This is a genomic window from Dokdonia sp. Hel_I_63 (assembly GCF_007827285.1).
Lineage (GTDB): Bacteria > Bacteroidota > Bacteroidia > Flavobacteriales > Flavobacteriaceae > Dokdonia.
The window spans coordinates 1240960-1255589 of the sequence record NZ_VISD01000001.1; the positions used below are offsets into that span (position 1 = coordinate 1240960).

Genomic DNA, 14630 nt, shown 5'->3' on the forward strand with positions numbered 1-14630 from the left:
CTTATAGCCAATTTTTCTCCATACAGCTTGCCATGGCTGTACGGGCTCTGTGGATAATTACCCAAAAGTTAGACGGAGTAATATCAAATTCATTACAAATTGCTTCAGTATCAAAGTCGTCTATAGTTTTCATCTTAAAAATACGAGCTTGCTTTTCTGGTAACTTACTTAAGCAATTAAAAATCGCCTCGCCTAGTTCCTCATTTTCTATGCTATCTTCGGCAGTTTTGTCAAAGGGGTCTGCAACGCGCTCCTCTAGCCAGTCGCCTTCACTCTCATCATCTTTGTAATTGATGTGAACTTCTGCCTTTCCTTTCTTAGAGTTTGTTTTGCGGTAGTGGTCAATGATTTTACGCTTTAAAATGGAAATGAGCCACGTACGTTCTGTAGCTTCTCCTTTAAAGTTTTTCATTGACTTAAGACCTGCGAGAAAAGTCTCAGAAATTAAGTCTCTTGCCATGTCGCGATCATTCACGCGGGCGATGGTATAATTAAATAGGTAGTCCGAGTACTGGTCTACCCATTTTGTGGGGTCTATTTGGTTAGTGGACATAAGTAATCTGTCGTATATTTTTTCAAAAATAACATAAAACTGATTAGCATATTGATTTTTAGAGCAATCAAGGGTTTCTGTTCTGTTATTATAGGTTATGCACTAATTAAATTTTAGGTTAGAGTGATGTAATTTAACGTAACAAATCTTTTAATGCCTTATCTAGTTGCTCATACCTAAATGTAAAGCCCTCTTTTAGTAATTGTTCTGGGATTACGTTGCGGCTTTTGAGTAACAATTCGGTTTCTGTTCTTATTACAAAGGCACCAACTTCCAATAATGGTTTAGGAGAAGGGATGCCAAAAGGTATTTTAAGAGTATCACGCATCAATGACATAAGGTAAGCATTTGTGGAGGGCTTAGGTGCCACTACATTAATTGGTCCTTTTATATGGGAATTAGTGATTAGAAAGTCAAGACTACGTAAAAAGTCTTCTTCATGAATCCAGCTAAATTTTTGCTTCCCATCACCTTGTTTTCCTCCTAATCCTAGTTGGGTGATTTTTTTAATGGGTTGCAATGCCCCGCCATTTCTGCCCAGCACAATAGATGTGCGTAACGCAATCTTACGAGTTTGTGGTGTCGTGCTTGAGAACAATGCATCTTCCCATGCTTTTGCCACGCTTACAGAAAATCCAGTGCCTATTTCTCCAGTGCGTTCGGTCATTTCCTTATCTAGCGAGTGACGATATATAGTTGCTGTAGATGAGTTGAGCCAAATGGAAGGAGGATTTTTACATTGTGCAATTGCCTTCCCTATAATCGTAGTCGTGTCTATACGGGAGTTCATGATGAGGTCTTTATTTTTATCCGTATAGCGGCAGTCTACAGAGCGTCCAGCCATATTAATAACTACATCTGCATCTTCAAATTCTCGCTCCCAGCCAGAGAATGTTTTTGCATCCCAAAGAACCGTTCTCACGTTGTTGTGTTGTGGTTTATGCTTTCGCGAAAGCAAAACAATCTCTTCAAAGCTACTTCCGAAATAATCAGTTAAGAGCGACCCTAAAAAGCCGCTCCCACCTGATATGATTAATTTTTTCATGATGTTATAGTTTACACTTGTTGAGGTTGTATAGCTCTAGATTTTCTACGACCTCTGAAAAATAGCAATAAGTTAAGGAACAGCATAGCTCCTAAGTAAATTGAGAAACCACCTATTTTACTACTTAAAATCTCAATGAGACTCTGGTAAGTTTCATCAAAGCGATAATCACTAATCTTTAAGATAAGTAGTCCAAACCCAAGATTAAGGAGGTAGAACCCTACTTCAAAAAGCTTGTTTGTAGCATTTGCAATCTCTTCTTTCCCTTTAAAAATGTCAAGCATAAATGTTTTTCCATTCTTAAAAAGCGTGCGCGAGACAAAAAATGTCAACAATAGAATAACAGGTAAGTAAATAAAATAGCCGATGATGATTTTAGAAGTTTCCATAATTTAAAGTTTAGATAGTGATTGTTTATTAAAAAGAAATTGTACGCCTGCGATGTTTATATAATGAAGCGCTGCAAGAAGCATAATTATTTGTCCAGCATGAGAAGCAATGTTTGATATAATATCATGAAGAGTGGTGATTGCAGTCCAAGTAGAAATCATATACACCGAGTAGCCTAGATTTACGAGGTAATAACCTACTAGTAATACCTTATTGATATAGGAACATAATTCAAGATTGTCTGGCATCAAGCTTGCCACAAACACATTGCCATTGCGATAGCAGATTGTACCTACTCTTATGATAATTGTACTCATTAGAAGACCATAAATACTGTATTCGATGATGTTATAGTACATGACAAGTAGATTTTAATTCATCATTGAGACTAAGTGTCCTTGAGATATAAAGAGAGTAAAATGCAAGGAGTCCAGCTGAAATTAAACTGACTACAAAAACAAAGTCTTTTGCATAAACAAACTCTTCACCAAAGTATAGAAAAGACAATGTAGTCGTAACTAGTAATCCATAAAGAATAAGATGTTTTTTAAATAGGGTAGGCATCTTTTTCCAATAGCACAGGTGAATTAAATAAAGAATGATCTGAGCAGCGCCTGTAGCCATCATAAATATCAATCCAAAATATGGTATAATAAATAGAATCAAATTAATGATTACAGTGACTTTGTTGATTTTGTAGATAGTTCTCATAATATTATACTTTCAGAAAATAATGAAACATTTAATTCAATAAAAAGCACATATTTCAGTGCTTAGTTATTTTGAGTTTGAGAAGTATTACTTCATCAACTTTAATATCGTCTTAGTAATCCAGTTCTCTTTATAATCTGTGATTTTTTCAAGCATGCTGTCGGCTCTGGAGACAAATTCATAAAGCTCTGCTGTTTTTGCTTTAAAGTGAGCAGCCTCTTTTGTGTCTGTGTTTTCTAGGTTTGTAACTTCTTCTAAAACACGTAGTGTAGGTTTGATTTCTCGCTTGCTGCGCTCCTTTGCAATCTTCCTTGCAAGCTCGTCTATATTTCCTTCGGCAACAAAGTATTCTCTTCGCTCGCCGGCTTTGTATTCTTTAAAAATAATGCCCCAGTCTATTAATGAACGTAAATTCATGCTCGCATTACCACGTGAGATATGAAGCTCACTCATGATATCTTCCATGCTAAGTGCTTCTGGCGACACCATTAATAATGCATGAATTTGCGCCATGGTTTTATTAATTCCCCATTGAGATCCTAGAGCTCCCCAGGTTTGTATAAACTTATTTTTTGCTTGACTAAATTCCATAAATCAAATATACGAATGTTATTGTAGTTTCAATAATAAATGAAATAATATTTTTAATCAAAGCAATATTCTTATCTGTATTTTTGATTTTATGAATGTATTAGTGATCTCTACAGTATGGGTTGAGCCTACCTCTTCGGCAGCGGGAAGTAGGATGTTGCAGCTATTAGATATGATGATAGCAAAGGGTTGGAAGATTACTTATGCTAGTACGGCTGGAGTTTCAGAAAATGCTTTTGATCTAGAAACGCTGGGCATCACAACACAAGAGATACGTGTAAATGATGAATTTTTTAACGCTTTCGCGAAAGCGTACCAACCCAATATTGTCCTTTTTGACCGATTCATGGCCGAAGAGCAATTTGGATGGCGCATCGCAGAACAATGTCCAGATGCTATAAAAATTCTAGACACCGAAGATTTACACTGCCTGAGAAAAGCACGCCAACAAGCAGTAAAAGAGGGTAGAGATTTTAACGAAAATGATCTTATCTCTGATGTAGCCAAAAGGGAAATTGCTTCCATATATAGATGTGATCTTACGTTAATGATTTCTCGAGTAGAGATTGCCTTGTTGCAAGACTTCTTTAAAGTGCCTAGCTCACTCTTACATTACCTACCATTTTTATTGCCCAAAGCGCCAGCCGATTGTAAGCCTTTTAATGAGCGACAACATTTTATTGCAATAGGTAATTTTATACATCTTCCTAACTGGGACGCTACGCTAGCGCTCAAAAAGAATATCTGGCCGCTTATTAGAAAAGAAATTCCCACAGCAGAGTTGCATATCTATGGTGCTTATCCGTCAGAAAAAGTGATGCAACTGCATAACAAGAAGGATGGTTTTATTGTAAAAGGAAGAGCAGAAGATGCGCATGAAGTGATAGCCAATGCACGAGTATTACTTGCTCCGTTGCGTTTTGGGGCAGGTTTAAAAGGAAAGTTCATAGATGCAATGCAGTGTGGAACTCCATCTGTGACCACAACAATAGGGGCAGAAGGGATGAAGCAAGGTTTGCCTTGGAGTGGTGCGATAACTGATGATGATGTAACTTTTGCGAGAGAGGCGATTACCTTATACAATGATGAGTTGGTTTGGAGCAAAGCTCAGGAGCAAGGCAAAGAAATCATCAATAAAAATTTTCAAAAAGAAGATTTTGAAGAAGATTTCATAGCGAGAGTCAATTCTATTAAGACGAATCTAGAAACCAGCCGACTTAATAATTTTACAGGTCAGATGTTGCTGCATCATTCCATGCGTAGTACCAAATTTATGTCTAAGTGGATTGAGGAGAAAAATAAAAAGGAGCCCATATAATGAGCTCCTTTTGTAATCTGATTAATGTTTGACCTTAAATAAGTCCTGCACGTCGCAACAATGCTTCTGGTTTAGGTTCTTGTCCACGGAAACGTTTATACAATATCATAGGGTCCTCTGTTCCTCCTTTTGAGAGTACGTGATTCTTAAACTTAGCTGCTACTTCTTTATTAAAAATACCTTCCTCTTTAAAGTATTCAAACGCATCTGCATCTAGTACTTCTGCCCATTTGTAGCTGTAATATCCCGAAGAATACCCTCCTTGAAAGATGTGTGCAAATGCAGTACTCATACACGTATCTGGAGTGTCAGGATATAAAGAAGTATCTCCAAATGCTTTTGTTTCAAACGCTTTTACATCCTTAATGTCACTCGGATCTTGACCATGCCATGACATATCGAGTAAGCCAAAGCTTAGTTGGCGCAGGGTTCCCATTCCTTCTTGGAAGGTAGCGGCATCTTTTATTTTTTGAACTAAATCCATTGGGATTACTTCACCGGTCTCATAGTGCGTAGCAAAAAGCTCTAAAGCTTCTTTCTCATAACACCAGTTCTCTAGTACTTGACTTGGTAACTCAACAAAATCCCAGTATACAGAAGTGCCTGAGAGGCTAGGGTAGGTAGTATTTGCAAGCATACCGTGTAGCCCGTGTCCAAACTCGTGAAAGAGCGTAGTCACTTCGTTAAATGTGAGTAAAGATGGCTTGCTAGGTGTAGAAGGAGTGAAGTTACATACATTAGATATGTGCGGGCGATCATTTACACCATTCTCAATTTTCTGACCTTTAAAAGAAGTCATCCATGCTCCACCACGCTTTCCTTTACGTGGGTGGAAATCTGCATAGAATAGAGATACGTAGTTTCCATCTGCATCTGTCACACGATAGGTTTTCACCTCTTTGTGATAAACGTCCACGTCATATACTTGTTCAAACTGAAGTCCAAACAATCTTGTTGCAATTTCAAAAACTCCGTCAATTACATTTTCTAACTTGAAATATGGCTTGAGTTGCTCGTCATCTAGGCTAAAAAGTTTTTTCTTAAGCTTCTCAGAATAATAAGAGCCATCCCACTTTTCTAAGCGATCAATGTTGTCGAGTTCTTTTGCAAATTTCTCTAGTTGTTCAAATTCTTTCTGTGCGGCAGGTTTTGCTTTTTCTACCAATTCGTTTAAAAAGCTTATTACTTTTTCGGGCGTTTTTGCCATGCGCTCTTCTAGTACAAAATGTGCGTGTGTAGCATACCCAAGTAACTGTGCGCGTTCAAAACGCAGATTTGCAATCTCCAGCGTGTTCTTTTGATTATCGTGCTCGTTGTTTTTAAAGGCTCTACTCCCAAATGCAAGTGATAGCTCCTTACGTAACTCACGATTATCTGCATACTTCATAAACGGAATGTAGCTAGGGTAATCCAGTGTTACTACCCATCCATCTTTTTCTCTAGAGACTGCTTCGGCGGCAAATGCTTCTTTTGCACTATCAGGTATTCCTGCTAGATCTTTTTCATCGGTGATATGTAGCTCGTAGCTGTTTGTTTCGGCTAAAATGTTTTCGCCAAAACTCAGTTTTAATTGTGCTAGCGCAGTATCAATTTCGCGTAAGCGGGATTTTTTATCCTTTGGTAAGTTGGCTCCGTTGCGAGAGAAACTCTTGTATTTTTTATCGAGAAGTGTTTTTTCTTCTACGGTAAGGTCTAAACTGTCCTTTTGAGCGTATATATCTTGAATTCTAGCAAATAACTGCTCGTTAAGAGTTATGTCATTGCTAAAAGCTGTAAGCAGTGGAGAAACTTCTTGTGCTATTTTCTGAATAGCTTCTGAAGTTTCGGCGCTATTTAAGTTAAAAAAGACGCTCGAAATACGATCTAGTTGCTGTCCTGCGTAGTCTAAGGCTGCGATGGTATTTGTAAAAGTAGCAGGCTCGTCGCTGGTGGCGATATCGTCTATTTCTTTACGACTTAAACGTATTGCTTCTTCAAAAGCTGGCTTAAAATGCTCGTCTTTAATTGTAGAAAAAGGAGCTTCATTAAAAGCTTGTAATAGCGGATTGTTTGTAAGCGACATGGACTTTTAATTTTGTAATTTTTTGAAAACATGTACTTTATCGAAAAAAGTAGTGATGTTGTCGGTAAATAGAATGAATTTTTTAAGTTTGTTTACGTAGAAAAAAACTAGAGTACTTTCACTTTAGTTTAAAACGATATTTCCCCCATCAATGTGTAGAAAAGGTTTGGTTAATATTTAGAATGGTTAATAAATACGTTATCATTTCCCAGTATACTGCATTGTTAGAGACCACCTTTTAGGTGGTCTCTTCTATTTTATGCTTTTTGCACCTTCTATAACCTTTTGCTTAAGCCCTTCTTTGTAGGCTATAATTTTATCTTGTACTGCACCATCTCTAGCTCCTAGAATCTGAGCAGCAAGAATACCTGCATTTTTTGCTCCATCTAGCGCTACGGTTGCAACTGGTACACCTCCTGGCATTTGTAATATAGAAAGAACAGAATCCCATCCATCTATAGAGTTACGAGATTTTACAGGAACGCCTATTACTGGTAGTGGTGATAGTGAAGCTACCATTCCAGGTAAGTGTGCAGCACCTCCAGCTCCAGCTATAATCACATTAATACCGCGAGTATGGGCATTTTTACCATAATCAAAAAGTTTTTCCGGTGTGCGGTGTGCGCTCACAATATCTACTTCTGTCTCAATATTCATTTCCTTTAAGAAGTCTATGGCTTCTTGCATTACTGGTAGGTCGCTAGTGCTTCCCATTATGATTCCAACTTTCATAATCTTTATTTTTATTGTGCAATTACACGTATGTTTTCTTTAACCTCTTGAGCTACTTGTCTTGCCTTTGCAAGATTGTGATCTACAATGGTAACGTGTCCCATCTTGCGGAAAGGTCTTGTCTCCTTCTTGCCATAAATGTGTGGTGTTACACCATCCATCGCCATAATTTGTTCTATGTTCTTATATTTTACTGCGCCTGTATGTCCCTCATCACCTACTAGGTTCACCATTACAGATGCTACTTTGCTATCTGTGTTACCTAGTGGTAGGTCTAAAATAGCTCTAAGATGTTGTTCAAACTGATTTGTAAAACTTCCCTCTATGCTGTAATGACCGCTATTGTGAGGTCTAGGAGCAACTTCATTTACAAGAATCTCATTATCTTCTGTTTGAAACATCTCGACAGCAAGCAGACCTACGTGGCCAATTGCGTTTGAAACCTGCTCTGCTATAGCACGAGCTTTATTTGCAACATTCTCATCTATACGAGCTGGGCATATTACATACTCAACTTGGTTTGCTTCTGGATGAAATTCCATTTCCACTACAGGGTATGTCTTTACTTCGCCAGATACACTACGAGCTACAATTACTGCAAGCTCATTTTTAAACGGGATCATTTTTTCGGCGATGCATGGTACTTGAGGTAGGTGGTCTAAATCTTCGGCGTTTCTTACGACAGAGACTCCTTTTCCATCATATCCTCCCGTACATGATTTCCAGATAAATGGAAACTCGATATCACTTGATGCTGTGCCTAAGTTTTCTTTTACCGCTTTCGCGAAAGCGTACTTTGTATATCCCGCTGTTGGAATGTTGTGTTGTGCATAAAAGTCTTTCTGTATCCCTTTGTCTTGTATGTTGCGCAACACAGATGGTTGCGGAAACACTTTCACCCCCTCTTTTTCTAGTGCTTCAAGGGCTTCTATATTTACACTTTCTATCTCAAAAGTAAGTACATCTACTTTTTTGCCAAAAGCGACTACCGTATCATAATCCATAAGACTTCCTTGCTCAAAATAATCACAAGCAATCTTGCTAGGAGCATCATCACTAGGGTCAAGCACATATGTTTGAATATCATACTTTCTAGTATCGTAAAGCATCATCTTACCGAGCTGGCCACCGCCTAAAATTCCAAGTTTAAACTGTGAAGAGAAGTAGTTTGTCATAATATTAAATCCCTTTTTAGGGGTTTTATGTGCAGACCTATGAGATCTAATTAAAAGTTATTTCTTTGATCAAACACAGCAGACTAACCACCAAAGCTCGATTTTTTATAGCATCTAATTACTGTTTTCAAAAGTACAAATTTCCTTAGGATGGAGTTTGAGAAGTGATTGAAAAAAGTCCTTTTGAGATTTGGGTTTTGGGTTTAAGGCAATTGTCATTTCCTCTTGGTATCTTTGCCCTTTGTTATTATGAAAAATACCATCACACTACACGACCTCTCTTTTGAGAAATTTATTACAAAAACAAATGTGCAACATGCTGTAAACGGTGTGGCTGTGCGTCTTAATGAAGATTATAGAGGCAAATGTCCTGTATTTCTTACAGTACTTAACGGTGCATTTCTCTTTAGCTCAGAGCTCATTAAAAAGTTCGATCACGACTGTGAATTGAGCTTTATAAAGGTAGCGAGTTATGAAGGAACGCAGCAAAGTGATGAAATTCATACCGTAATGGGAGCAGAGCCGTCACTTAAAGGACGCGATGTGATTGTAGTAGAAGATATAGTAGACTCTGGGAATACTGTAGAGACCATTATAAAAATACTTAAAGACGAAGAGGTTGCTTCTTTTACGATAGCGACCTTACTTTATAAGCCGGAGGCTTATAAAAAGCCTTATAAAATAGATTATATAGGGCTAGAAGTACCTAATGATTTTGTAGTAGGATATGGTCTAGACTATAATGGTCTAGGACGTAATCTTACATCCATTTATAAACTTAAAGAATCTACGATGACTAATCTGGTTTTATTTGGCCCTCCAGGTGCCGGTAAAGGAACACAAGCCGAAGTTTTAAAAGAAAAGTATAACCTAGTGCATATAAGTACTGGTGATGTTTTTAGATATAATATCAAAAATGCTACAGAGCTTGGAACTCTAGCAAAGTCATATATTGATAAAGGACAGCTTGTCCCAGATAGCGTAACTATTAAAATGCTCAACGCAGAGGTAGAGAAAAATGCTGATGCCAAAGGATTTATTTTTGATGGTTTTCCTCGTACAGAAGCTCAGGCAGAAGCGCTAGCAGTATTACTAGCAAGTAAGAATACTGGAGTTTCTGGTATGGTAGCGCTTGAGGTAGATGATGAAGTACTTGTGCAACGTTTACTAGAACGTGGTAAGACTTCTGGTCGTGCAGATGATGCAGATGAGGCTGTGATACGTAACCGCATAAAAGTGTATTATGCAGAGACTGCTATCTTAAAAGGATTTTATGAGAAGCAAGATAAGTACCATGGTGTTGACGGCGTAGGTACTGTAAGTGAGATTACAGACAGATTAAGTAAGGTGATTGACACCTTATAAATAGTACTAGTGTACTTATATACAATTAAAGAAATAAAAGGCTAGCTGAAAGATGACTGAAGGAAATTTTGTAGACTATGTAAAGATTCACACCACCTCTGGAAATGGAGGTTCTGGTTCTGCGCATTTACACCGTGAGAAGTTTATTGAGAAGGGTGGTCCAGATGGAGGAGATGGAGGTCGTGGAGGCCACATTATTATAAGAGGAAATACTAACCTATGGACCCTTATACATTTAAAATTTAAAAAACACTTGCGTGCTGGTCACGGAGGAAACGGTGCAAAATCAAGATCAACAGGTCATGATGGTGTAGATGAATATATAGAAGTGCCACTAGGGACTACTATAAAAGACACAGAGACTGATCAGGTGCTTTTTGAAATCACAGAAGATGGTCAAGAGTTTATTGCTGCTAGAGGTGGTATGGGAGGTCGTGGTAACTGGCACTTTAAGACGAGTACAAACCAAACTCCTAGGCATTCTCAACCAGGTATAGATGGTTATGAAGTACACCTTACTTTAGAACTTAAAGTATTGGCAGATGTAGGTCTTGTAGGATTTCCAAACGTAGGTAAATCTACATTGCTTGCGGCAATTACAGCGGCAAAGCCTAAAATTGCCAACTATGAATTTACCACACTTAAGCCTAACTTAGGGATTGTTGCTTATAGAGATTTTAGATCTTTTGTAATGGCAGATATTCCTGGTATTATAGAAGGAGCTGCTGAGGGTAGAGGATTAGGACATCGCTTCTTACGTCACATAGAACGCAACTCTACACTACTTTTTATGATCCCTGCAGATGCAGATAGTATTGCAGAGCAGTATGAAATACTACTTAACGAGCTTCAAAAATACAATCCAGAATTACTTGATAAAAGTAGACTCATCGCTATCACAAAAAGTGACATGCTCGATGAAGAACTAAAAGCAGAAGTCTCTGAGGAGCTTGATAGAGAACTTCCAATACCGTACTTGTTTATTTCTTCTATTGCACAACAAGGTCTTGTAGAGCTTAAAGATGCATTGTGGAAAATGATGAATGAGTAGATAAGAACTACTTAAATACAACAATCTGCATAATCCTTTGTTATCTTTATACAAAACAAAGGATATGCGGATTTTTTTATGTCTTATCGCCTCATTAATGCTCACTAGCTGCGGGACGATGTATGTAGATTATGATTACGATACTAAGAAAGATATTGCTGGTTACAAAAGTTACGATTACGACTTCTCTGAGCCATCGGGCTTATCAGAGTTTGACGAGCGTAGATTCTTAAAATATACAGATAGTATATTGCAATCTCAAGGTTTTGTAAAAACGCAGGAAAATGATATTTTCATCAAAATAAAAGCAGAGGAATTTGAGACTAACTCTAGAAACACCATAGGCGTAGGTCTTGGTGGAGGTGGAGGTAATGTGGGAGTTGGCGTAAGTGGTGGGATTCCTATAGGAGGAGCCGAAAGGCACTTACAGCTTGTCTTTACCATTTATGAGGCTCAAAATGCGCAAGCCACCCTATGGGAGGCGACGAGTGAGAGCGATGTAAAGGTAAAAGCGTCTCTTGAAAAAAAGGAAGCTCATTTTAAGAAGCTGGCCGAAAAGATTTTAAGTAAATATCCACCTCAGAAGTAAATCAGTTTTGGCATCATATTGGTATATATTTGATAAAAATTTGAAAATGATAAAATGGATTCTCTTATTGTGTTTTCCTGTTTTTGTGGTAGCACAAAATGATACCGCTTTCGCGAAAGCGGAAACTCTTTTTAAGAAAGAACAGTATCAACAAGCAAAACCATTTTTTAAAACATACTTATCTACGCATCCTACTCATGCAAAAACTATCGAATATCTAGGCGATATAGAAGGCTATGCAGAAAACTGGAATGATGCCATATCATATTATGAGCAACTAGTTGAGCAGTATCCTAAGAATGCAAACTATCATTATAAATATGGTGGCGTAATGGGAATGAAAGCGCTAGCAGTAAATAAGCTGAGAGCGGCGACCATGATAGGCGATATCAAGGAGGCTTTTGAAACTGCGGCAACACTTGACCCAAAACATATTGAAGCTAGATGGGCACTCATTGAATTTTATATTCAGTTACCAAGTATCATAGGAGGGAGTGAAGATAAAGCTATGAAATATGCAGATCAGCTTGCAAGCATATCACCAGTAGATGGGTATCTAGCTCATGGATATATTGCAGAATATAATAATCGTTCTAATGATGCAGAGGTAAATTATAGAAAGGCAGTTCAAGTAGGTGGTTCTGTAACTTGTTACCAGAAATTACAAGAACATTACGAAAAAAACAATAAGCCGGAAGAGGCACTAGCTACGGTAAAGGCTGCTCAAACTAAGCATGAAGAAGATAATAGATTGCATTATCAGTTTGGGAAAATCGCTGGTCAATACGGAATAGGCCTAGATCAAGGAATATCTTGTTTACATAAATACATTGATAATTATACAGCCAAAGACGGAGTGCCAAAAGACTGGGCTTACTTGCGTCTAGCGCAGATTTATAAGCATAAAGGAGATAAAAGTAAGGCAGAGCAATGGATAGGTAAAGCTCTAGCCAGTCGTTCTGACTTTAAGGAAGCATTGCTAGAACGCAAGGAAATCCAGTTGCTTTAAGAGCGTAAGGCTGGATTGATGTCCATTACATTATGTTGGAGATAGCGGTCTATAAACGCTTCTGTAAAATGCTCGCTTCCTAATAATTTAGCCGATTGTAATTTGCTTTTAATAGGCAATTCTTGGTACTTGTTGAGGTAATCTAGTGATAAGCTTTTAAAGCTGTAATGCCACGGCTCGTAATTAAAACCATTACGATTTTGGTTATCGGTGTAGACTAAGTAAAATCCATAAGTATTTGCATTGTTATCCATCCACTCTTTAAACTTACAGAAAGGGCCATTTCCATGAAATTTAGAAGGAATGAGAAGCCCTCCTGAAACTTTTGGAGTGGCGTCCACAATATCTATATCTGTACCCCAGTGATGTCTTGAAGTTCCTGGAATGGTGGAGTATTGTATTATTTTTTCAATAGCTGCAGTTGGGTTGAGTCCGCTTTCGCGAAAGCTTTTGTATTTGCGTTCCCAGATTCTATTTTGGTGGTTATAGTCTCTATAGCTAGATACTACTTGGAATTTGATTCCTTCCTTAAATGCTGCACTTTTCATCTCTTCATAAGCAACTGCAGCTTCTGGTCGAAGTCTGTATGCTGAGGTCTTAGTAAGAAGCGGAGCACCTTTACCAAGCAATTCATCTTCAGAAATACCTTGAAAAAATGATGTGGTTGCTTGAAGTGGGAGGGAGGCAGCAACTGCTCCTAGCAACGTTAATTTTGAAAATGTGCGTCTGTTCATAATAAGTCTTTTTTCATTCTAACATGAGGCCCTACTTGCGGAATATCAAATTCTTCACCTATCATTTCATAGCCTAGATTTTTATAAAAGTCTAGTGCAACTGTGCGAGCATTAAACCATAAGATAGTGCGTTCTCTTTCCTTTAAGATTTCTTCACCTTTTTTAAGTATTTGTGCCGCTATTCCTTTATTGCGATATTCTGGTAATACAGCCATTCCTCGTAAACGTGTTTGGATGCCTGTAAATTCCTCATGAGTATCTTCCATAAAGCTGGCTACTCCTACAATTTTGTTATGGTGATACATACCTAGGTGAAAGGTAGAAGTTTTTTCATCTGCCTCCATATATACATCTTCAAGTGGTCTTCCAGCTCGTAAAACAGGATGTCTTACTGGCCATGTATCTTGAGCGTCAATTTCCCGAAGTGAGTAATCTTCATTATCTAGACGATACAAGATTGAAGGATTATTGTCGTAATTAATCTTTTCTATTTCATTCATACTACACTTCTCTAAAACCTTGCGAGATTGTAGATTATCAATATGTGCGTGAGCAATTATAAATGGTAATTGTAGATTAAAAAAAGCGTAAGATATACAACCTCTGGTACTTTCTGTAGCATATCCTTGTTTCCAGTATTGCTTATAAAACCGAAACCCTATATCTACTGCTCCTTTATCTTTATGTAGTTTAAGCCCACACCATCCTAAAAATGCGTTATCTTCTTTTCTAATGACAGCATATCTCGCCAAAGATTTTTTTGATGAATCTTTGGTTGTTTTAATAGTGCGCAACCTAATATATTCACTTATGAAATCCTGAGCTTCTTTTAGATTTTTGAACGCGCTATCTCCGGTGTATTTAATAACATCTGGATTGTTATTCATTTCATAAAGATCCAGAGCATCCTCATAAGTAAATGTTCTTAAATACAAACGTTCTGTTTCCAGAATGGGAGTCATTAAGCAAGCACGTCTTTAAATTCTGGATTACGATCAAATTGAACCTCTGCAAAAGGACATAGCGGATTAATCTTAAGATTATGTTCTCTTGCAAATTCTACGGCGTGAGCCATAAGCTTTGAAGCATAGCCTTGTCCTTCCTGTGGGATCTTAGTCTCTGTGTGGTCTATTGTGATTACAGAATTATCATCTTTAGAGTAGGTAAGTTCGGATATAATACCATTTTCACCTTTTATATAAAAGACACCTCGGTCATCTCTTTCTTTATGCTGTATGGTCATCACTTTTTTATTTAAAAATATGAATAAAGAGTAAAGCAGCCTAACAAAGTTCGTTTTTGGGA

Annotated in this window: 17 protein-coding genes; 5 read left to right on the forward strand and 12 right to left on the reverse strand. The window is 37.7% G+C overall.

Annotated elements, in window-relative coordinates; translation table 11 throughout:
* Position 1: 1 nt before the first annotated feature.
* From JM84_RS05480 to JM84_RS05505, 6 genes are all read right to left on the reverse strand, one after another.
* Positions 2 to 553, reverse strand: coding sequence for a sigma-70 family RNA polymerase sigma factor (locus JM84_RS05480; protein ID WP_013750053.1), 552 nt, complete (start codon positions 551 to 553; stop codon positions 2 to 4).
* 133 nt (positions 554 to 686) lie between these two features.
* Complete coding sequence (locus tag JM84_RS05485; protein ID WP_144783121.1) at positions 687 to 1598, reverse strand: TIGR01777 family oxidoreductase; 912 nt, start codon at positions 1596 to 1598, stop codon at positions 687 to 689.
* Positions 1599 to 1609: 11 nt separating this feature from the next.
* Positions 1610 to 1987 carry a hypothetical protein gene (locus JM84_RS05490; protein WP_013750051.1) on the reverse strand — a complete coding sequence of 126 codons (378 nt, stop codon included), beginning with the start codon at positions 1985 to 1987 and terminating at the stop codon, positions 1610 to 1612.
* 3 nt (positions 1988 to 1990) lie between these two features.
* On the reverse strand, positions 1991 to 2347 hold the full coding sequence (locus JM84_RS05495) for a hypothetical protein (protein ID WP_144783123.1): 357 nt from the start codon (positions 2345 to 2347) through the stop codon (positions 1991 to 1993).
* Complete coding sequence (locus JM84_RS05500) at positions 2337 to 2699, reverse strand: hypothetical protein (protein WP_013750049.1); 363 nt, start codon at positions 2697 to 2699, stop codon at positions 2337 to 2339. The genes JM84_RS05495 and JM84_RS05500 overlap by 11 nt, the downstream gene beginning before the upstream one ends.
* An 87-nt stretch (positions 2700 to 2786) precedes the next feature.
* Positions 2787 to 3290, reverse strand: coding sequence for a GbsR/MarR family transcriptional regulator (locus JM84_RS05505; RefSeq protein ID WP_013750048.1), 504 nt, complete (start codon positions 3288 to 3290; stop codon positions 2787 to 2789).
* A 91-nt stretch (positions 3291 to 3381) separates the two neighbouring features.
* Between JM84_RS05505 and JM84_RS05510 the strand changes: the two genes are divergently transcribed.
* Complete coding sequence (locus tag JM84_RS05510; RefSeq protein ID WP_013750047.1) at positions 3382 to 4608, forward strand: glycosyltransferase; 1227 nt, start codon at positions 3382 to 3384, stop codon at positions 4606 to 4608.
* Between the two features lie 34 nt (positions 4609 to 4642).
* On the opposite strand, the gene JM84_RS05515 is transcribed toward JM84_RS05510, so the two are convergent.
* The 3 genes from JM84_RS05515 to purK form a co-directional block, all read right to left on the reverse strand.
* Entirely contained in the window at positions 4643 to 6670 is a 2028-nt protein-coding gene (locus JM84_RS05515; RefSeq protein ID WP_013750046.1) for a M3 family metallopeptidase, read from the reverse strand.
* Positions 6671 to 6922: 252 nt separating this feature from the next.
* Positions 6923 to 7405 (reverse strand): 5-(carboxyamino)imidazole ribonucleotide mutase, encoded by a 483-nt coding sequence (gene purE / locus JM84_RS05520; protein ID WP_041295602.1) that lies wholly within the window; start codon positions 7403 to 7405, stop codon positions 6923 to 6925.
* An 8-nt stretch (positions 7406 to 7413) separates the two neighbouring features.
* Complete coding sequence (purK, locus tag JM84_RS05525) at positions 7414 to 8577, reverse strand: 5-(carboxyamino)imidazole ribonucleotide synthase (RefSeq protein ID WP_144783125.1); 1164 nt, start codon at positions 8575 to 8577, stop codon at positions 7414 to 7416.
* Between the two features lie 249 nt (positions 8578 to 8826).
* Here purK and JM84_RS05530 point away from each other — a divergent pair, with 249 nt between their 5' ends.
* From JM84_RS05530 to JM84_RS05545, 4 genes are all read left to right on the forward strand, one after another.
* Positions 8827 to 9942 (forward strand): adenylate kinase, encoded by a 1116-nt coding sequence (locus JM84_RS05530; protein ID WP_144783127.1) that lies wholly within the window; start codon positions 8827 to 8829, stop codon positions 9940 to 9942.
* 52 nt (positions 9943 to 9994) lie between these two features.
* On the forward strand, positions 9995 to 10993 hold the full coding sequence (gene obgE, locus JM84_RS05535) for a GTPase ObgE (RefSeq protein ID WP_013750042.1): 999 nt from the start codon (positions 9995 to 9997) through the stop codon (positions 10991 to 10993).
* Between the two features lie 64 nt (positions 10994 to 11057).
* Positions 11058 to 11582 (forward strand): DUF4136 domain-containing protein, encoded by a 525-nt coding sequence (locus tag JM84_RS05540; RefSeq protein WP_144783129.1) that lies wholly within the window; start codon positions 11058 to 11060, stop codon positions 11580 to 11582.
* A 46-nt stretch (positions 11583 to 11628) separates the two neighbouring features.
* Positions 11629 to 12591, forward strand: coding sequence for a tetratricopeptide repeat protein (locus JM84_RS05545; RefSeq protein ID WP_144783131.1), 963 nt, complete (start codon positions 11629 to 11631; stop codon positions 12589 to 12591).
* On the opposite strand, the gene JM84_RS05550 is transcribed toward JM84_RS05545, so the two are convergent.
* From JM84_RS05550 to JM84_RS05560, 3 genes are read right to left on the reverse strand one after another with little or no spacing between them, the layout of a single operon-like run.
* Positions 12588 to 13325: a M15 family metallopeptidase gene (locus JM84_RS05550; RefSeq protein ID WP_013750039.1), complete on the reverse strand. Its 738-nt coding sequence runs from the start codon at positions 13323 to 13325 to the stop codon at positions 12588 to 12590. The two genes, JM84_RS05545 and JM84_RS05550, sit on opposite strands and share 4 nt — an antisense overlap.
* A complete protein-coding gene (locus JM84_RS05555; RefSeq protein WP_013750038.1) occupies positions 13322 to 14287 on the reverse strand; it encodes a GNAT family N-acetyltransferase in 966 nt (321 codons plus the stop codon). The genes JM84_RS05550 and JM84_RS05555 overlap by 4 nt, the downstream gene beginning before the upstream one ends.
* A complete protein-coding gene (locus JM84_RS05560; RefSeq protein ID WP_013750037.1) occupies positions 14287 to 14568 on the reverse strand; it encodes a GNAT family N-acetyltransferase in 282 nt (93 codons plus the stop codon). The genes JM84_RS05555 and JM84_RS05560 overlap by 1 nt, the downstream gene beginning before the upstream one ends.
* Positions 14569 to 14630 lie beyond the last annotated feature (62 nt).